Here is a 19,201-nt window from a genome sequence, read left to right on the forward strand (position 1 = left end):
CCAGTTGATTTATTATGAAAGGCCAATGCACAGGTATTTGATTTCTAAGTAATCTTCGATGCCGTATTTGGAACCTTCACGGCCAAGACCGGAGGCTTTGATCCCGCCAAACGGCGCGACTTCGTTCGAGATAATGCCGGTATTAATGCCGACGATGCCGTACTCCAGCGCCTCGCCAACGCGAAAGACGCGGCTCAAATCGCGGGCGTAGAAATAGGCCGCCAGACCAAACTCGGTGTCGTTGGCCTGTCTGATCACGTCGGCTTCATCACTAAAGCGGAACAGCGGAGCCAGCGGGCCGAAGGTCTCTTCTTTGGCGACCTTTGCGTTGTCTGGCACGTCCACCAGAATGGTGGGCTGGAAGAAATTACCGCCCAGCGCGTGCGGTTTTCCGCCGGTGATGATGCGCGCCCCTTTTTCCAGCGCATCGGCAATATGCTCCTGCACTTTGGCGACCGCTTTCTCATCAATCAGTGGGCCGGTAGTGACGTCGGGTGCCAGACCGTCGCCGAGATGCAGTTTTTCCACCGCCTGTTGCAGCTTCTCCGCAAAGCGCTCATAAACGCCGTCCTGCACATACAGACGGTTGGCGCAGACGCAGGTCTGTCCGGCGTTGCGGAACTTGGACGCCAGCGCGCCTTCAACTGCTTTATCGAGGCAGGCATCGTCAAAGACGATAAACGGCGCATTACCGCCCAACTCCAGAGAGACTTTTTTGATGTCTTTGGCGCACTGTTCCATCAACTGACGACCAATCTCCGTCGAACCGGTGAACGACAGTTTGCGCACCAGCGGATTGTGGGTCAGTTCGTTACCGACCGCGCCCGCCGAACCGGTGACAACACTGAATACGCCCGGCGGGATCCCGGCGCGGTTTGCCAGTTCCGCCAGCGCCAGCGCGGAGAACGGCGTCTGGCTGGCGGGTTTAAGCACCATCGTGCAGCCAGCCGCCAGTGCCGGACCGGCTTTGCGGGTGATCATCGCTGACGGGAAGTTCCACGGCGTAATGGCGGCAGTAACGCCAATCGGTTGCTTAATGACGATCAGGCGTTTGTCGGCCTGGTGTCCGGGAATGGTGTCGCCATAAATGCGTTTGCCTTCTTCGGCAAACCACTCAATAAAGGAGGCGGCATAGCTGATCTCCCCTTTGGCTTCTGCCAGTGGCTTGCCCTGTTCCAGGGTCATCAGGCGGGCGAGATCGTCCTGATGCTCCAGCATCAGATTGAACCAGCGACGCAGAATATTCGCCCGCTCTTTGGCGGTGAGGTCGCGCCAGGCGGGCAGTGCGCGGTTAGCGGCCTCAATGGCGTCGCGGGTTTCCGCGCTGCCCATTTTTGGCACGCTGCCCAGCGTCTTGCCGTTGGCCGGGTTGGTCACCGCAATGACTTCGCCGCTATCGGCATCGCGCCACTGGCCGTCGATCAAGGCCTGCTGACGGAACAACGTCGGATCGTTTAGTTGCATGATGGCTTCCTGTCTGAAAAAAGGTTAACGGGTGAAAGCGGCGTGTAAGGTGTCCACGCTACGTGCCGCACGCAGCGTGCGTCCGGGATTGCTCTGGCTTGCCAGCAGCGTTTGTACCTGGCTGACGATGTGTGCGCCGATAGGCAGCGCTGACGTCGCCGCCGGGGAGGGGGCATTGCAGGTGTGGATCGATCGTGGTGTGGTGACAAACAGAAAATCGTCAATCAGCTTGCCGTCCGGCGAAACGGCCTGAGCGCGGACGCCTGCAGGCCACGGTTGCAGATCGTTTAGCGTCAGGCTCGGGCAGTACTTTTGCACCAGTCGCAGATAGCCACTCTTGCACAGCGAGTTTTTCATTTCGCTTAAACCGGCGCGCAGGTTGTTTTGCAGAACCCGACGAATGCCGGAAGAACCGAGGATCTCCAGCGTATCGCTGAGCGAAAAGTCGCGTTTGCGATAGCCCTCGCGCTTAAACGCCAGCACCGCATTCGGCCCAACCGTGACGCTGCCGTCGATCATGCGGGTGAGATGGACGCCGAGAAACGGCATCGCCGGATCGGGAATCGGGTAGATCAGATGGTTGACGATATGGTTGTGTTCCGCCGCCAGGCGGAAGTACTCGCCACGGAACGGGCAGATGATAAAACCTGGCTCGACGCCGAGCATTTTCACCAGCCGATCGGCCATCAGTCCGGAGCAGGTAATTAGCGTCGACCCTTCACATTCCTGTCCCTGGCGGGTACGCACGACCACGCCCGAGGCGTGCTCTTTCAGAGCGCTGACGTCGGCGTTGTAGATAATTTCGCCGCCTCTGGCCTGGAAGATTTTCGCCATCGCCGCCGTGACCTCCCGGTAGCTGACGATCCCGCTGGACGGCACAAAAATGCCGCCGAGTCCGGTGATGTTTGGTTCGCGCTCGCGCAATTCCTGCGCATTCAGCCACTCGCGTTCTAAGCCATTCGCGGCGGTGCGATCCCACAGGGCGCGCATCCGTTCCATTTCCTGTTCAGAGGTGGCGACCAACATCTTGCCGCAGGTGTCGTAGCGGATGTCGTTTTGATCGCAAAAGGCTTTGGTCGCACGGTTACCGGCGAGACAAAACTGCGCCTTCAGACTGCCGGGAGTGTAATAAACCCCGGCATGGATCACGCCGCTGTTGTGGCCTGTCTGATGACAGGCCGGGCCGGACTCTTTTTCCAGCAGCGCGATGCGAGCGTCCGGATAGACCTCACTTAACTGCATGGCGGTCGACATGCCAATAATGCCGCCGCCAATAATCACAAAATCATACATCCGCTTGTTCCTTCACGCTTACTGATGCGTCTGGTAGTGGTGGGTGGAATAAGCGAAGTAGCCGCGCTGACGCATGAGTTCGCGGCGCAGGTCCGGGTGTGAAGTAAAGCGATCGCGACCGTGCAGCCAGAAAAGGTTATTAATCAGCAGGAATTTACCCACCGAAACCGGAACGGACAGGATGCTTTTACTGGTTTCCAGCGCATCAGACAGCTCGCTCAGCCAGACACCTTCTTCAAAATCTTTTGGCTGCACAAACTGGTCGATGTAGCGCATAACCGGGCGGCCCTGTTGGTCGACGTCAAATACCGGGTGGTACACATCATGACTGACGTTCTTGCTGGGCGGCGCAGCGAAGCGCATCGGACGGCGCGCCAGTGGGTGGCTGAAGTACTCGTCAAGATGTTCCCAGTCGTCAAGATGCAGCAGCAGCGAGTTGCCGCCGGTCATGTTCTGTTCGTCGATTTTCATCATCAGCACGTAATCGGTGATCTCTTCGACGTAGGTGCCGTCGTTATGCAACTCCATTACGCGGTGTGGCTGACGCAGATAGCTGTCTGAGTTATCGACGTTTTTTACCACAAAGCGCGCATAATACTGACCGCTCATGGCATCAAAGTTGGAGCGTCCAACCAGATGGGCCACCGCGGTTGCCAGTTTGACCATATCGTCAGCCTGCGCCACGTTATCGATGCCTTCTGCGTTGATCAGCAACGCGCCCTTTGCGCGATCCAGCAGCGTTTTCAGCAGCAGCGGCTGCAGCTGGTTGTCGCACAGATCGTCAAGGATCTTGCCCACTTTGAAGCGCAGAAACGATTTGTATTCCAGTGCCTGCACCGGCCATTGCGCGACCTGCCGAAGAAAGTGTTCTGTTGTCCGGGCGGAAAAGGTCAGCTCCAGCAGACGTGGGGATTGGGCTGACGGTTTCAGCGTAAATCCGTTGCCAGGCTGGCCTGGATCTTCAACGTTTGGTTTAACGGCAGTCAGTGCATTCATCAGAATCGATCCTCTCAGTAGATGGTCAGGGAGACATGGCGAGGCTCATTTCGTAGCCATAAATTAAAAATATCTACATTTTTAGAAAACGCGCACAAAATGAACTTTTTGTTTTTTTTTTGTGATCAAAAACAACAAATATTTAACATTATTAAATGCAGGGATAAATGCATGCGTATCGGGAGAAAAGGGCGGAAAAGGTTGAGGAAACCGCCGGTTAGCCTACACTAACGCCGGTTGCGGTGTGTCTGATGAGCGAGGTTCGGGATAAACATGTTGCTTAAAAACCTCTTCCGTCGGGTGAAGTGGGTCAGTTCCGGCCTGTTGGCGCTGATCAAACACGTGGTGCTGACGCTGCTGGTGGTACTGATTATTTTTCTCGGCGTGCGGGTGTATCAGACAGAGAGTGGGCCTGATCTTCATTCCTGGCATACCTGGCACGGGAATGAAATGAGCGCGGCGGCGCTGGATAACGCCACCTTTGCGCAGTATCAGGTACGGGAAGCGGCGCTGTTTGCCGATCTACAAAAACAGGTGGGCGATACGCTGAGCCCGGATGAGCAGACGCCGATCAACCGTTTCTGGTCGGGCAGTCGGGTTGCTCCGGCGCAATTTACCCCCAACTGGAACCGCTCATTCGTGTTGATGCCGCAAGGCAAACCGCGGGGCGTTGCCGTGATGCTCCACGGCCTGACCGACTCGCCCTACAGCCTGAAAGATATCGCCCGGATCTACCAGCAGCAGGGATTTATCGCCGTGGTGCCACGCCTGCCCGGACACGGCACCGCGCCAGGCGCGTTAACGGCGGTCGACTGGGAAGCGTGGCTGGCCGCGACACGTCTGGCGGTGCGTGAGGCGACGAGACTGGCGGGTAACGAGGTGCCGCTGCATCTGGTGGGGTACTCTAACGGCGGCGCGCTGGCGCTGAAATACACGCTGGACAGTCTGGACGACGCCACGCTGCGACGTCCGCGTCAGGTGGTACTGCTGTCACCGATGATTGGCGTCACGTTATTCGCCCGTTTTGCCGGGCTGGCGGGGTTACCGGCGCTGTTTCCCGCGTTTGCCAAAGCCGCGTGGCTCAACGTCACGCCAGAATTTAACCCCTTCAAATACAATTCGTTTCCTGTCAATGCGGCGCGGCAGTCTTATCTGCTGACCAAAGCGCTACAGCAGCAAATTGTGCAGGATGCGCAGACTATGCGACTTCACGATCTGCCGCCGGTGCTGACCTTCCAGTCGGTAATGGATTCCACCGTCAGCACCCAGGCGGTAGTGGAGTCGTTGTATCGCTATCTGGGACCTAACGGCAGCGAACTGGTGCTGTTTGATATCAATCAGGCGGCTAACCTGCGCCCTCTGCTGCGGACATCTTCTTATACCGCCGCCGCGACGTTGCTGCCCTCCGTACCGCGAGCTTACCGCACAACGGTGGTCACTAATGCCACGGCAGAAACGCTGGCCGTGGTGGCGCGTGACACCCTCGCCGGAACGCGTGATGTGCAGGTTCAGCCGTTACAGGAGGCCTGGCCGCAGGAGATGTATTCGTTGTCGCATGTGGCGGTGCCCTTTCCACTGACCGATTCGTTGTATGGGTTGAAGCCGGATGTGTTGAATCGCTATGGGCTGAGCATTGGCACGATTGCGCTGCGCGGAGAGACCTCCACGCTGCTGGTGGGGCTGGATACGTTAATGCGTGTCACCTCGAATCCGTTCTTTCCCTATATGAAGGAACGGATTGAGGCGGTTATCGGAGGGAATGTTAAGAATTGAGACTGTTGCCGGATGATAACGCGGCGTGTTTTATGCGGCCTGGGTTGCGGGTAGGCCGCATAAGCGAAGCGCCATCCGGCGAGGCATTACCCGACATCCACCTGCGGTTTGGTGTGGCGCTTACGGAGGATCCGTAACAGCGGCGGGATCACAATGACTGCCACCGCCATCACCAGCAGCACTTTGGTGACGCTACTTTCCCACAGAATCGCCATATTGCCGTTACTGATCGACAACGCACGGCGCAGGTTTTGTTCGAGCATTTCGCCCAGCACAAAGCCTAAGATCAGCGGCGACATCGGGAAGTGCATTTTGCGCAGAACGTAGCCCAGCACGCCGAGCGCGACCATCAGCACCAGATCGAAGGTTGTACTGTGTACGGCGTACACGCCGACTGCGGAAACCGCCGCGATAGCCGGTACCAGGAACCACAGTGGGATGGTCAGCATCCGGGTGAACAGGCCGATCAGCGGAATGTTCATCACCAGCAGCATCACGTTGGCAATCAGCAGAGCCGCAATCAATCCCCAGACGATATCCGGTTGTTCGGTAAACATCGCCGGTCCCGGCGTGATGTTGTACAGGGTTAGGGCACCCATCATCACCGCCGTGGTGCCGGAGCCCGGCACGCCCAGTGTCAGCATCGGAATAAACGAGCCACAGGCCGACGCGTTATTCGCCGCTTCTGGTGCGGCAACCCCACGAATATCGCCTTTGCCGAAGCTGTCGCTGTTGCCGCTGATTTTTTTCTCGGTCATGTAGGTGATGGCGCTGGCGATGGTGGCACCCGCGCCCGGCAGCACGCCGACGAAGAAGCCAATCACCGACGAGCGCAGCGTCGCGCCGACGCACTGCGCGCCTTCTTTGGCGTTGAACAGCATGCGCCCTGTTTTGCGTACCAGTTTCTGCCCGCTGCTGGTATGTTCCAGCATCAGCAGGATTTCAGAAACCGAGAACAGGCCGATCACCACGACGATAAACTGCACGCCGTCAGAAAGATGCACGCTGTCAAAGGTAAAGCGATACACCCCGGTGTTGGCGTCAACGCCGACGGTCGCCAGTCCCAGACCAATCAGCGCCGCCAGAAACGATTTCAGCGGATTTTGCGCCATCATGCTGCCAAGACAGGCAATCGCAAAAACCATGAGCGCGAAGTACTCTGCCGGACCAAACGCCAGCGACCATTGCGCCAGTAAGGGGGCGAACAGAATGATTCCGCCGATGGCGATCAGTGAGCCAAAGAAGGAGCTGACCGCTGAAATAGAGAGCGCGACGCCGCCGCGCCCCTGTTGCGCCATCGGGTAGCCGTCCAGCGCGGTCATAATTGCCGCCGCATCGCCGGGCACGTTGAGCAAAATCGACGAAATGCGTCCGCCGTATTCGCAACCAATGTAAACCGTTGCCAACAGGATTAGCGCCGATTCCGCTGGCAGATGCAAAGCAAAGGCCAGTGGCAACAGGATCGCCACGCCGTTGATCGGCCCCAGACCCGGCAGCAGACCGACAATGGTGCCGACGAAGCAGCCGATCAGCGCGATCACCAGGTTTTCCGGCGTCATCGCTACCGCAAAACCCTGAGAAAGATATATCCAGGTATCCATCGTTTCTCCGTTAACTCAGCCAGGCGCCGAGCGGTAAGGTGACATCAAGCAGGCGGTCGAAGGCATACCACAGGGCGACGCCGAGGATCGCGCCGGAAATGCCCGCGGCGGGTAATGTGGCGCCAAACAGAATGCCAATCACCAGCGTCAGAATGGCGGTGGCGACAGGGAAGCCCAGCCACTCAAAGCCCCAGGCGTACATCAACAGGACGATCACCATGGTTAACAGTTTTTGCAGGACGTGCCGGCGCGGCCAGTCCACAACATCCGGATGGCGTAACAGGAGTGCCAGTGCGCACAGCGCCATCAGGGCGATAATCCCCAGCGGAAACGGACGCGGGCCGACCGGTTCGTAACTGTATTCACTCTGAATTTGCCAGGCGATAAACAGCCCGGCGATACACAGCAACAGCCAGATACCGGCGAAAATACGATCGCTCATCGGAGCCTCCATCTTTATTTCGCCAGGCCAAAGGCTTTCGCCTGCTCGCGGTAACCGGTCACCTGTTTTTTGACATACTCATCAAGCTGTTGACCCGTCATATTGAATTCGAACAGGCCACGCAGGTCGCGCTGCTTTTTGAACGCGTCGGTCTGCTGGAGTTTTTCAAATGCCTGCACCCACCATTGATACTCGTCATCACTGACTTTTGGGCCGACATAAAAGCCGCGAATGATGGGCCAGACCAGGTCGTAACCCTGCTCTTTGGCGGTAGGCACATTGGCGAGTTGTCCGGGCAGACGGTTTTCAGAGAAGACGGCGAGGACGCGGATTTTATCGCCGCTCAGATAGGGCACCATCTCACTGAGATCGCCGGAAACCACCTGTACATGATTGCCCATCAGTGCGGTGACTGGTTCGCCGCCGCCTTCAAAGGCGACATAGCGCATCTTGTGCGGATCGACGTGAGCCTGTTGCGCCAGCAGCGCCGACTTCATCCAGTCCTGGCTGCCAATAGAGGCCCCGGCGCCAATCACCACGCTGTTGGGATCTTTTTCCATCGCGGTGAGCAGATCTTTCAGTGACTTCCACGGCGAGTCGGCGCGCACGGCGATCATGCCGTAGTCGGTGCCGACGCTCGCCAGCCAGCGCACATCATCCACGCCGTAACGACCAAATTTACCCTGCGACAGGTTCAACAGCGAACCGCCGGAGAACGCCACGACCGTCCCCGCTTCGGCGGGCCGTTGCGCGACGATCGCGTTATAGGCGACCGCGCCCACGCCGCCCGGCATGTAGGTGACGCGCATCGGTTTCTCGATAGCGCCAGTTTCCATCATGCTCACCTGAATCAGTTTGCAGGTAAGGTCAAAGCCGCCGCCCGGTTTCGCCGGGGCGATACATTCGGTACGCGACGGCGCTTCTTGCGCCAGGACAGAGGTGCTCATCAGTAAAACGCTTGCAGCAAGGGTACGAACGAACTGTTTTTTCATTATTTATCCTCACGCCGGAGAACCGGATGGTAGGGTTCGGAAGATTATTTTTTGATTATGTGAACCAACATGTAGCGGTTCAGTTGCGTGATTGTTAAAACATTAACCTTTCATTTCCCTTTCAATGCGGCAGAAACTTTACAGGATGTGATATGCGTCTCTTATTGGCGGAAGATAACCGTGAGCTGGCTCACTGGCTGGAAAAAGCGCTGGTGCAGAGCGGATTCGCCGTGGACTGTGTGTTCGACGGACTGGCTGCCGACCATCTTCTGCATAGCGAAACCTATGCGCTGGCGGTTCTGGATATCAATATGCCTGGGATCGACGGACTGGAAGTGGTGCAGCGTCTGCGTAAGCGTGCGCAGACGTTGCCGGTGCTGCTGCTGACAGCGCGTAGCGCGGTGGCGGATCGGGTAAAAGGACTCAATGCCGGAGCGGATGATTATCTGCCCAAGCCCTTCGAACTTGAGGAACTGGACGCCCGGCTGCGGGCTTTGCTCCGGCGCAGTGCGGGACAGGTACAGGAGCTTCAGCAACTGGGCGATCTGGCATTCCATGATGAAGGGTATTTCTTGCTTCAGCAGCAACCGTTGGCGCTCACCCCGCGTGAACTGGCGCTATTGACGGTGCTGATGTATCGCAGAACCCGTCCGGTATCGCGCCAGCAGTTGTTCGAACAGGTCTTCAGCCTGAACGATGAGGTCAGCCCCGAAAGTATCGAACTGTACATTCATCGTCTGCGGAAAAAATTACAGGGCAGCAATGTGCGGATCACCACGCTGCGCGGGCTGGGATACGTGCTGGAGTGCGGCAATGAGGTGGGTTAAACCCCAGTCGTTATACCTGCAATTGATGCTGTTTCTTGGTCTACCGTTGATTCTGCTGTGGGGACTGTCGGCGTTTAACAGCTACGTCAGCGCCCTGCAGGCGGCAACGCAGGCCTATGACCGCACGCTGCTGTCGTCTGCCCGCACGGTGGCGGAGCGGCTGGTGGTCCGCAATGCAACGCTGGAGGTCAATGTTCCGTGGGTGGTGCTGGACAGCTTTGAACTGAACATGAACGACCGGCTGTACTATAAAGTGGTGGATCCGTCGGGGAAGGTGATTTCGGGTTACGACGACCTGCCGGCAATGCCGCCTTCCACCCCTCGCACGCAACTCTACCCTGCGCTGGCCTGGTTTTATCATACGCAATATCAGGGGCAGGCCATTCGCGTGGCGCGCCTGTTGCAGCCGGTAAACGAGGGCGGCATTGTCGGGATGGCGGAGATCTACGTCGCAGAGACGCTACAATCGCGGCGTTACCTGGCAGGACAACTGCTGTTTTCGTCATCGGTAACGCAGGGTTTGTTGGTGCTGCTGACGCTGGTGCTGGTCGGCTGGCTGCTGCGCCGCGTGCTGCGGCCGATGCGCCAGCTCTCCTCACTGATGGTGCGACGTGAACCGGAACTCCTGACGCCGTTACCTGAACTGCTGCCCTGGTCGGAGACGCGGTTGCTGATCGTCGCGTTTAACCGCTATCTCGATCGCCTGCGCGCGCTGATCTCCCGGCAGGAACGGTTTAGCGCCGATGCCTCTCATCAACTGAAAACCCCGCTGGCCGTGTTGAAAACGCAGGCCGCCGTGGCGCTTGCCAGCGAACAGCCTCAGCAGTGGCACGAGAGTTTACGGGCGATGAGTACGACGCTGGACAACACCATCCTGCTGACGGAAAGGTTGTTACAGCTTTCGGCGGTGAAGCGAAAAGAGCAGGGGGAGCGGCAGTTTTCACCGGTCAATCTGTTCGAGGTGGTGCAGACGAGCTGTTTCACGCGACTGGCGCAGGCGCGCAGTAAAGGCATCGACCTGGGTTATGAAGGCGTGCTGGAGGCGATATGGATAGACGGTGATGATGTCCTGCTGGGGGAATTGTGCGGTAATTTGCTGGATAACGCCCTGAAATATACCCCGGCGCAAGGGACGGTGACCGCCAGGTTACGTCGGGAAGGTGAGGCCGTGGTGCTGGAGGTCGAGGACAGTGGTCCTGGCATCGAAGATGAACAGATTCATCAGGCAATGCTGCCGTTCCATCGTCTTGAAAATGCCGGAACGGAAGCCGGAGCAGGCATTGGCCTGGCGCTGGTTTCTGATATTGCCCGTTTGCATCGCACCCATCCTCATCTTTCACGCAGCACTACGTTAGGCGGTTTACATGTTCGGGTTCGCTTTTTAGTGGTCGCTCACATCCCGATGAAAACATAAATATTCTTTATAGACAATTAGATAGCCGGAATTACCACATTGGGCCATAAAAGCTTTTAGCAAAAAGTGCTTTTCAAAGGCAGTTTTTACACGCTGGCAAAATGCTAAAAATCTTATTGCGCAATATAAAAATCCAGGGTTCCTCTCTATTTTCCCTTTCATGATACGGAAAAATAGAATTTCGTCATCTGTCCTTCCCAGGAATTTATGCTCACTAATTATTATTTTCTGATATTAATGTTCAGGCTAATAGTCCGGGGGCGTATTGACAGCTTTTTAGGCGAGTGTAAAACTGAGCGCAAGAATTACATAAACATTATTAACCAAACAGCAAGCTGCAATGGCTGCCGCCGAACCGCTCCCGGGTCGTCACCAGAAGGTCTGAATTTATCGTGTGTTGTCAGTCACCAACTGGCATGAGTGGATGTTTTGTACAGGGACACGCGTTATATATTTGCATAATATTGTTTTTTATTTCTGACGATGGTCTGTGATTCATTAACGCCCTCTCCGGAGAGTAAATCGTGGATCCTGGATGTTCGTTATTTACTCATGCATGGATACTATTGTCGGAGACAATATGTGAAATCATTATAACACCATCAATAGATTATTTAATTTAAGACTGTTCAGAATTCATTTCTGAATAGCCCTCTATTTCCCATTTCCAGGTGAGGGAAGCTTATCGATTCTATGTTGCGTATTAAAAACAATTACACCGCATATAAACATTTTATCAGATTATGAGCATTTTTTATGAACACAAATTATCGCGTTATATGGAATGAAGTTCTGAAGGTATTTCAGGTTTGTTCCGAGTTGGTGAGAGGGACAAGCCAGTCATCAACCCATTCATCTTTGAAAACAACGTCCTCTTCCGCGCAACAACACCATGCTTTGCAACCGCTTTTTAAATGTAGTGCCCTGTCACTGCTGCTGCTGGCCTCTCTGCCCGCCTATTCGGCCATTATTGATAATGGCGAGGTGGTCAACGTGTCGACGGGATATTCACTGGATTACTACACTTTCGTCGGCATGAACGGCGTGGGCACGCTGAATATTCTCGCGGGCGGTGTGGTAGCAGGATCGGATGTCTACAAGCTCATTATCGGCGATAACACCCAGGCGAACGGTACGGTGAACGTCGATGGTTCCGGCTCTTCGTTACGTTCAGGAGCGATGACCATTGCCGAGTACGGTGTCGGCACCATGACCATCTCCAACGCTGCGGTGGTGAATACTTCAGGGTTGGGCGTGTTGGGCGGATCAAATGGCAGTCACGGGTCCGCTACGATCCGTTCGGGTGGGCTGTGGAATTTAGTGAATCCTTCGGGGGCGCTCCAGGACCTGAATATTGGTTATGGCGGCACAGGAGTGATTAACATTGAAGAGGGCGGTGCGCTGAACGCCGGTATGACAACGATTGGCAGTTTTGAGGCCGGGGTCGGAACCGTCAGCGTTAGCGGTCAGAATTCAACAATGAGCACCGGCGCGCTGCGGGTCGGGGATTATGGTTCGGGAACGCTGAATATCTCTGACTCTGCCATTGTACGCAGTAGCGCCGACAGTATGCTGGGACGTTCGCCTGCGGGTTACGGGCGAGTGAATATCAGTAACGGCGGGGAATGGCGGATCGCTGACGCCAGTGACGTCACCAAAAAACTCAACGTGGGTCATTCCGCGACAGGGATACTGGATATTCAGTCGGGTGGGAAAGTGGTTGCCAGCGCGGTGAGCCTGGCGGCAAATGGCGGCGAGGGGACGGTGAATATCAATGGCGCCGGATCGCGTCTGGATGCGACGTCAGCCACCGTCGGCGCCGTGGGCGACGGTACTCTCAACCTGAGTAACAGCGGCGCGCTTAACCTGAATGGCAAACTGTTCATTGCGCAGAATGCCTCAAGCACCGGCGTAGTGAACATTGGCGCGGCTCAGGGACAGGCCGCCGCCGGAGCGGGCGTGATTTCCGGCGTGACCGGCGTGACGTTTGGCTCGGGTACCGGTTCTCTTGTGCTCAATCACACTACCAACGATCCCTCCACCGCGGGAGGATATCAGCTCGCTATGCCGATTACCGGCCAGGGAACGATTGTTCATCAGGCCGGGCATACCGTACTGACGGGGGACAATACCTACAGCGGGAAGACCCTGGTCAATGGCGGCACGCTCACCTCGGCTCTGCAATCTAGCGCTAACAGAACCGGCCTTGGCAGCAGTGAAGTAACGATTGGCAGTGATGGCACGCTCGAAATTGTCGGTGCCACCGATACCAGCACTAATGACTTTGCCTTCAGCAATATGTTGAACGGCACGGGGTTGATGTCTGTCAATCTGCACGCTGGGGATGATGTCTTTTCCTTTACGCCTGCCGTCGGCAACAGTTTTCGCGGAGCGGTTGAGTTGCGAAATAGCACATTTGCGCTTTCCGGGACTAATGCTTCGTCGTTGGCACAATCGCTGTTAATCAGCAGTGCGGGGAACACCACAACCGTCAGCGGTACGCAGGATCTTACGGGGCTACTTTTTAATGGGGGCACGCTGGCTTTTGACGTTACGCTTCCGGGGGCAACGATCTCCAACAGTCTGGTGTCGGTCAATACCCTGGTTGCCGGCGCAGCGGGGGTAATGTACAACGGACGCGAACACCAGGCAGACGGTACCGGCACGGTGAAAGTAAACCTTGCCGATCCCTGGAACGATACTGGCGCGGCGGCGAATCCAGATACTACCGCAAACCTGCTCCAGCAGGATGACGCCGGGATTGGCGTACAGCTGGTGAAAGCGTCGATTGTGCTTGGGTCGGGTGGTTCACTGACGCTTGCCGATCAAAACGGTGCGCCGATTGCGGGAGATAAAACCCTTCAGATAGCGCAGAACGGGACGACCGTGGCGAACGGGCAGTATGGTTTTCGCCTGACCACCGCACCGGGTAATGGCCTGTATGTAAACTACGGTCTGAAGGCGTTGGATATTCTCTCCGGACAAACGTTGGTGCTGTCGCCGTATGCGGGGGCGACGGGGGCTGGCGCTGATATGTCGGCGACGATCTCCGGCAGCGGCAATCTGGCGGTGAATACGGCTGATGTCGTGTCGCTCTCCAACGGCCTGAACGACTACAGTGGTGCCACGCAGGTACAGGCAGGGACGTTGCGCACCGACGCCGATGGCGCGCTGGGCGAGACCAGCGAATTGCACATCAGTAGTGGAGCGACCGCCGATCTCAATGGTACAACCCAGACGGCGGGTACGTTGACAGGACAGTCAAACTCTACCTTAGCACTAAATGGCGGCTCGCTGACCCTGTCGAACGGCGGGCTTAGCGAGGGAAGTCTGACCGGCAGCGGTGCGCTGAATGTTAACGGCGGCCTGTTAACGATTGACGGTGCTAACGCTGCCCTGACGGCCAAAACGACCATCAGCAGCGGGGCGGAAGTGAGCGTAAATGATGTGCTGGGTGCAGGCAGCGGCGATATCGTCGACGGCGGGACATTAACCCTGAATGGCGTTGTCGGCACGCTGACGAACACCCTCAGCGGAGCGGGCGGCATTGATGTGGCAAACATGTCAGATGTGGTCGTCAGCGGGGATAACAGCGGTTTTAGCGGCCTGTTCAATATCGACACAGACAACAAACTGACCGTCAGTGAACAGCAGAACCTTGGCACTGCTTCTGTGACGGATAACGGTCTGTTGACGGTAGCGACGGACACGGACTGGACGCTGGACAATGCCATAAGCGGCACAGGCGATCTGACCAAGACCGGTAGCGGCGTGTTGACACTGAAACAGGATTTGACCTCCTGGACGGGCACCACCGATATTCTCGACGGTGAGATTGCGCTGGGTAGCGATGTCGATTCTGCCGTCGATATGGCTAACCAGCAGGTGAATATCCACGATGGCGCTACCCTGTCGGGGTATGGTCGCACCGCCGGGGATGTGGATGTGATGAGCGGCGGGACGATGCAGGTGTCCGACTTTACAGTCGGCGGCAATCTGACTCACAGCGGCACTGTGATCCTGGGGCGTTCGGGCATGCAGCCGGGTAATCACCTGGATGTGAACGGTAACTACCACGGTAATGACGGTCTGATGGTATTTAACACAGCCCTCGGCGGTGATGATTCCGCCACGGACAAACTGACCGTACATGGCGATACCTCCGGTAACACGCGGGTGGACGTCAATAATGTCGGCGGTATTGGCGCGCAGACCCGCAACGGCATTGAACTGGTGCAAGTGGAGGGCAATTCAGCCGGTCAATTCGCCCTGACCCGTGGCTCCGTGGAGGCCGGTGCGTATGTCTACACGCTGGCGAAGGGAACCGGCGAGGCGGCGCAAAACTGGTATCTGACCAGCAAATGGAATGGTGTGATTGATTCGGACAACCCGCCGGTTGTTGATCCGCGGACGGTGGATGTTCTGCGACCGGAAGCGGGTAGCTATACCAGCAATATTTCTGCTGCGAACACGCTGTTTGCTCACCGTCTGCACGATCGTCTCGGCGAGCTGCAGTACAGCAATGCGCTCCAGGATGAAGGGCTGGCTGGCAGCATGTGGATGCGCCACGTCGGCGGGCATGAACGTTCCTCGGCGGGGGACGGCCAACTGAAAACACAGAGCAATCGCTACGTGCTGCAACTGGGCGGCGACATTGCACAGTGGAGTATGGATGGGCTGGACCGCTGGCATCTCGGCGTGATGGGCGGTTACGCCAATGAGCACAGCAACACCCAGAGTAACCGTGCAGGATACGGTTCAGACGGACGTACCAGCGGCTACAGCGCCGGTCTGTACGGAACCTGGTATCAGAATGCCGTGGATAACACGGGGGCGTATGTTGATAGCTGGTTGCTGTACAACTGGTTCGACAACACGGTGGATGCGGACGAGCGTGAGAGCGACAGCTATGACTCTAAAGGGCTGACGGCCTCGCTGGAAGCGGGTTACACCCTGAAAGCCGGTACGTTCAGCGGCAGCCAGGGTTCTCTGAACACCTGGTACATCCAGCCGCAGGCACAGGTCACCTGGATGGGCGTGAAATCGGATTCGCATACCCGGCATGATGGTACGCGCATTGAAACAGAAGGTGATGGCAACATTCAGACGCGTCTTGGGGTGAAAACGTACCTCAACAGTCATCACAAAATGGATGACGGACAGCAGCGTGAGTTCCAGCCCTATGTCGAAGTGAACTGGATCCACAATACCGAATCCTTCGGCGTGAAGATGGATGGCGTGAAAATCAGCCGTGATGGCGCGCGCAATCTGGGTGAGGTGCGTACCGGGGTGGAGGGTAAACTGAATAACCGTTTAAGCGTCTGGGGGAATGTCGGTGTACAACTGGGTGATAAAGGCTACAGCGATACCCAGGGCATGCTGGGAGTGAAATACAGCTGGTAAGTTCAGACGGGGAAAAGCAGAAATAAAAAAGCCGCGTAAGCGGCTTTTTTATTCTTTAATGATCAGGGCGATAGATTTATTCGCTGATTTTCTTCTCTACGCTGGCTGCGCCTTCTTTGGTTTTATTCCAGCCCTGCTCAGCGCTTTCTTTCGTGGCGTTCCAGCCTTTTTCAGTACCTTCTTTGGTTTTATGCCAGGTTTCTTGCGAGCCTTCGCTAACTTTGCTGCTGATATTATCCTGTTTACCTTCGGCGCGGTGTTCTGCTTTCAGTTTTTGCTCTTCACCCTGATTCTGCGCCTGGTGTAATTTCTCTTTCGCTGTATTTGCGTTTTCATGTGCGGCAGCGACATCATTATCGGTTGCGTGTGTCGTAGCGGCAAAAACAGGAGAAGCCAGCAGAAGTGCAGATAATGCGATTAGAGTCTTTTTCATCATGTCCTCGCTTTACGTTATAAGTTATTAGCGTGATTAAGCATGGCATCTAAACGAAGCGCTGGCTTTAGGAAAAAACTGTAAGCGGGAAATATCGATTTTTTTCCATGTGTTACGTCAGGAGCGCGTCATGCTGATAGGCGTTGACGGCGACAAATAAATATCGACATGACTATGGTTATTTATCGTTCTTTCTACCATGCTTTTTAGATTCGTGGCGTTAAGTGAGTCAACGACAAAATAATAACTTTTCTCTCGCCCGGGGCTGACAATGCGTAACACTCTTCTCCCTATTATTGTTGCTGTGTTGCTCTTTATTCTCGGTGTTTCTGTTTTAAATGTGCAGCTCTGGTATTCGGCGAGAGCAGACAGTCTTTCGGGGGCCCGCTATGTTGCGAGTGATATTGATGTCATTCTTGATGAGGCTACTCACGCGACGTCAACGGCCAGTGATATCACGAGAAAGGGTTGCGATCAGGAAGGACAGTACCGGTTAGGGACGGAAGCCGCGCTACAGCCTCATCTTCGGACCATTTTAATCTACCGCGAAGGCAAAATATGGTGCTCCTCGCTGCCGGGTAATCGCATGCTACTTTCTTATCTTTCTGAAATACCGGATACAACGCTGCAACTCGCGCCAGCAAATAACGCGGTTAACAGACGACCGGTTTTGTTATATCAGAATCAACTTGCCGGGAGCCGAATTGTCATCACCATCAGTGATCAGCATATTCGTGATTCACTGCGTACGCCGCTGAAAGAGGCGAATTATTCATTAATGGTAGGGAAGGCGATCCTGGGGCTGTCCGGTGATGTGGCGACCGTCAACGATACAGGCCAGGAGTTCGGACAGGTAGGATCCAAACGTTACCCCTTCACAATACGTTATAATTTACCGCCCGTGTTTAGCCTGCAAAGACTCATCAGTCAGGGGATGGGGATGCTGATCTTCATTTTTCTCATGTCTTGTTTTGCCTCGTATGCCCTGATTAAGTATTTAAATAAAAGCACCACGCCGGAAGAAGCGCTGCGCAGAGCAATTCTCAAGGGAGAAATCGTGCCTTTTTATCAGCCCGTGGTGAATGGCCGGGAAGGGACGTTACGGGGCGTTGAAGTGCTGGCGAGGTGGAAACATCCGAAAGCCGGATATATTTCCCCGGCGTCATTTATTCCGCTAGCGGAAAAGTCAGGTTTGATTATTCCTCTGACGCAAAGTTTGATGGAACAAGTGGTTACCCATATGAATGCTATCGCCACGAAGTTGCCAGAAGGTTTTCATGTCGGTATTAACTTCAGCGCCTCTCATATTACCGCTCCGACCTTTGTCGACGAGTGTCTGAACTTTAAGGCGCGGTTCAGCCGAAAAGATTTGAATCTGGTGCTCGAAGTGACCGAGCGTGAACCTTTGCATGTCGATGAGCACCTGGTACAGACGCTCAACGTTCTGCACGAAAATGGTTTTGTCATCGCTCTGGATGATTTTGGCACCGGGTATTCAGGACTTTCTTACCTACACGATCTACACATTGATTATATTAAGATTGATCAAAGCTTTGTGGCGCGAGTCAGCATGGAAGAAGATTCCACCCGGATTCTGGACTGTGTACTGGATCTGGCACGAAAACTGTCGCTAAGTATCGTCGCGGAAGGCGTGGAAACAAAGGCGCAGGTTGACTACCTGAACCGCAATGATATTACCTTCCAGCAGGGGTATTATTTCTTTAAACCGGTCAACTTCACCGAACTGATAAAAATTATCTTGTCGAAGCCTAAAGTCAAAGTGGTTGTTGAATAAGTGGATTATTTTTTGTGTAAACGTTGCGTGTTTATATTATCCACTTCCAGCATGCCTTTTTGCGGGTCAATAAAATAGCATTTTGTCTTTGACGAATAGGCCAGTGATGCCGTCTCGCATTGCGCCAGATCGCTAAACGCGCCAATCACTTCACTTTTTGTTGTGTTATTGGAAAGGGCGAAAATCAGTGCCAGAACGTACATATTCATTCCTTGAATAAATGGCTCATGGAGAGCCAATGTTTTATTGACAGGAAGATACTACGTAGGACATGGTGCAAAACAAGTTGAACATGCCTGCAAGTCTGAATCTGGACCAGATCTCTTTTTTTATAAACCAAAGAATTGGCGTGGCTTGTCTGGTGTTCAGGAGGACTCCAGCATATCTCAATGGTGTTAAAGAAAGGCTAAACGCCAGACTATGAAGCCGCCGTAGAACGGTTCAATAAGTGTGTTGCGTCTATCAGTTGAACTCACAGCTCATAGCAGACGCTCACATCAGCTATGGCTAAAAAGCATGTATGAGGGGAAGGTGACAGGCTGCGTTGAAAGAAAAGCGGGCTGTTGTTTGCGGTCGCATTGAGAGTGGCGAATGAGGCCAGAGAGCAGCAATAAAAAAGCCCGCATCAACGGGCTTTCATGTCACTCTGGAGCCGCGGCTCCTTTGCGTATCCTTTTTTGTCCCCTCACCGTCTGGTCGGTGTCCTGCTGAGACTGCTAACTTCCTGTTTTTGTTAGTGCTGTCTTGGCACTGTCCAATCATGATTGG

General features: G+C 55.2%; 13 protein-coding genes. 5 read left to right on the forward strand and 8 right to left on the reverse strand.

Annotated features, from left to right (window positions below):
- Positions 1–12: 12 nt before the first annotated feature.
- Genes gabD through glaH form a run of 3 tightly spaced genes read right to left on the reverse strand, consistent with a single transcriptional unit; the run spans position 13 to position 3,753 of the window.
- Entirely contained in the window at positions 13–1,464 is a 1,452-nt protein-coding gene (gene gabD / locus JTI98_RS09920; protein WP_042999647.1) for an NADP-dependent succinate-semialdehyde dehydrogenase, read from the reverse strand.
- A 24-nt stretch (positions 1,465–1,488) separates the two neighbouring features.
- Positions 1,489–2,757, reverse strand: coding sequence for an L-2-hydroxyglutarate oxidase (gene lhgO, locus JTI98_RS09925; RefSeq protein WP_058586990.1), 1,269 nt, complete (start codon positions 2,755–2,757; stop codon positions 1,489–1,491).
- Between the two features lie 18 nt (positions 2,758–2,775).
- Positions 2,776–3,753 carry a glutarate dioxygenase GlaH gene (glaH, locus tag JTI98_RS09930; protein WP_044327457.1) on the reverse strand — a complete coding sequence of 326 codons (978 nt, stop codon included), beginning with the start codon at positions 3,751–3,753 and terminating at the stop codon, positions 2,776–2,778.
- Between the two features lie 273 nt (positions 3,754–4,026).
- Here glaH and JTI98_RS09935 point away from each other — a divergent pair, with 273 nt between their 5' ends.
- Positions 4,027–5,526: a carboxylesterase gene (locus tag JTI98_RS09935; RefSeq protein WP_216082205.1), complete on the forward strand. Its 1,500-nt coding sequence runs from the start codon at positions 4,027–4,029 to the stop codon at positions 5,524–5,526.
- An 86-nt stretch (positions 5,527–5,612) separates the two neighbouring features.
- Here the strand turns inward: JTI98_RS09935 and JTI98_RS09940 are convergent, their stop codons facing one another.
- From JTI98_RS09940 to JTI98_RS09950, 3 genes are read right to left on the reverse strand one after another with little or no spacing between them, the layout of a single operon-like run.
- On the reverse strand, positions 5,613–7,127 hold the full coding sequence (locus JTI98_RS09940; RefSeq protein WP_042999650.1) for a tripartite tricarboxylate transporter permease: 1,515 nt from the start codon (positions 7,125–7,127) through the stop codon (positions 5,613–5,615).
- A 10-nt stretch (positions 7,128–7,137) separates the two neighbouring features.
- Positions 7,138–7,569: a tripartite tricarboxylate transporter TctB family protein gene (locus JTI98_RS09945; RefSeq protein ID WP_042999651.1), complete on the reverse strand. Its 432-nt coding sequence runs from the start codon at positions 7,567–7,569 to the stop codon at positions 7,138–7,140.
- A 14-nt stretch (positions 7,570–7,583) separates the two neighbouring features.
- On the reverse strand, positions 7,584–8,561 hold the full coding sequence (locus JTI98_RS09950; protein WP_042999652.1) for a tripartite tricarboxylate transporter substrate binding protein: 978 nt from the start codon (positions 8,559–8,561) through the stop codon (positions 7,584–7,586).
- Positions 8,562–8,713: 152 nt separating this feature from the next.
- Between JTI98_RS09950 and tctD the strand changes: the two genes are divergently transcribed.
- The 3 genes from tctD (at position 8,714) to JTI98_RS09965 (ending at position 16,205) form a co-directional block, all read left to right on the forward strand.
- Positions 8,714–9,388 carry a transcriptional regulator TctD gene (gene tctD, locus JTI98_RS09955; RefSeq protein WP_042999653.1) on the forward strand — a complete coding sequence of 225 codons (675 nt, stop codon included), beginning with the start codon at positions 8,714–8,716 and terminating at the stop codon, positions 9,386–9,388.
- Entirely contained in the window at positions 9,375–10,802 is a 1,428-nt protein-coding gene (locus JTI98_RS09960; protein ID WP_216082206.1) for a sensor histidine kinase, read from the forward strand. Before tctD ends, JTI98_RS09960 begins: the two co-directional genes overlap by 14 nt.
- Positions 10,803–11,558: 756 nt before the next feature.
- Positions 11,559–16,205: an autotransporter outer membrane beta-barrel domain-containing protein gene (locus tag JTI98_RS09965; protein ID WP_216082207.1), complete on the forward strand. Its 4,647-nt coding sequence runs from the start codon at positions 11,559–11,561 to the stop codon at positions 16,203–16,205.
- A gap of 76 nt (positions 16,206–16,281) precedes the next feature.
- Here JTI98_RS09965 and JTI98_RS09970 read toward each other — a convergent pair whose 3' ends face one another.
- Positions 16,282–16,638 carry a hypothetical protein gene (locus JTI98_RS09970; protein ID WP_042999656.1) on the reverse strand — a complete coding sequence of 119 codons (357 nt, stop codon included), beginning with the start codon at positions 16,636–16,638 and terminating at the stop codon, positions 16,282–16,284.
- A gap of 271 nt (positions 16,639–16,909) precedes the next feature.
- On the opposite strand from JTI98_RS09970, the gene JTI98_RS09975 reads away from it, so the two are divergent.
- Complete coding sequence (locus tag JTI98_RS09975) at positions 16,910–18,433, forward strand: cyclic diguanylate phosphodiesterase (protein ID WP_216082208.1); 1,524 nt, start codon at positions 16,910–16,912, stop codon at positions 18,431–18,433.
- A 5-nt stretch (positions 18,434–18,438) separates the two neighbouring features.
- Here the strand turns inward: JTI98_RS09975 and JTI98_RS09980 are convergent, their stop codons facing one another.
- The gene (locus JTI98_RS09980) at positions 18,439–18,636 is read right to left on the reverse strand and encodes a hypothetical protein (protein ID WP_044329145.1); all 198 of its coding nucleotides are present in this window, start codon (positions 18,634–18,636) and stop codon (positions 18,439–18,441) included.
- Positions 18,637–19,201 lie beyond the last annotated feature (565 nt).

The sequence above is a fragment of the Citrobacter sp. MGH 55 genome, from assembly GCF_016906145.1.
GTDB classification, from domain to species: domain Bacteria; phylum Pseudomonadota; class Gammaproteobacteria; order Enterobacterales; family Enterobacteriaceae; genus Citrobacter_A; species Citrobacter_A amalonaticus.

Bases quoted from the DNA above. Each gene is read 5' to 3' on its own strand.
- gabD (WP_042999647.1), bottom strand. From the start codon at position 1,464: ATGCAACTAAACGATCCGACGTTGTTCCGTCAGCAGGCCTTGATCGAC.
- lhgO (WP_058586990.1), bottom strand. From the start codon at position 2,757: ATGTATGATTTTGTGATTATTGGCGGCGGCATTATTGGCATGTCGACC.
- glaH (WP_044327457.1), bottom strand. From the start codon at position 3,753: ATGAATGCACTGACTGCCGTTAAACCAAACGTTGAAGATCCAGGCCAG.
- JTI98_RS09935 (WP_216082205.1), top strand. From the start codon at position 4,027: ATGTTGCTTAAAAACCTCTTCCGTCGGGTGAAGTGGGTCAGTTCCGGC.
- JTI98_RS09940 (WP_042999650.1), bottom strand. From the start codon at position 7,127: ATGGATACCTGGATATATCTTTCTCAGGGTTTTGCGGTAGCGATGACG.
- JTI98_RS09945 (WP_042999651.1), bottom strand. From the start codon at position 7,569: ATGAGCGATCGTATTTTCGCCGGTATCTGGCTGTTGCTGTGTATCGCC.
- JTI98_RS09950 (WP_042999652.1), bottom strand. From the start codon at position 8,561: ATGAAAAAACAGTTCGTTCGTACCCTTGCTGCAAGCGTTTTACTGATG.
- tctD (WP_042999653.1), top strand. From the start codon at position 8,714: ATGCGTCTCTTATTGGCGGAAGATAACCGTGAGCTGGCTCACTGGCTG.
- JTI98_RS09960 (WP_216082206.1), top strand. From the start codon at position 9,375: ATGAGGTGGGTTAAACCCCAGTCGTTATACCTGCAATTGATGCTGTTT.
- JTI98_RS09965 (WP_216082207.1), top strand. From the start codon at position 11,559: ATGAACACAAATTATCGCGTTATATGGAATGAAGTTCTGAAGGTATTT.
- JTI98_RS09970 (WP_042999656.1), bottom strand. From the start codon at position 16,638: ATGAAAAAGACTCTAATCGCATTATCTGCACTTCTGCTGGCTTCTCCT.
- JTI98_RS09975 (WP_216082208.1), top strand. From the start codon at position 16,910: ATGCGTAACACTCTTCTCCCTATTATTGTTGCTGTGTTGCTCTTTATT.
- JTI98_RS09980 (WP_044329145.1), bottom strand. From the start codon at position 18,636: ATGTACGTTCTGGCACTGATTTTCGCCCTTTCCAATAACACAACAAAA.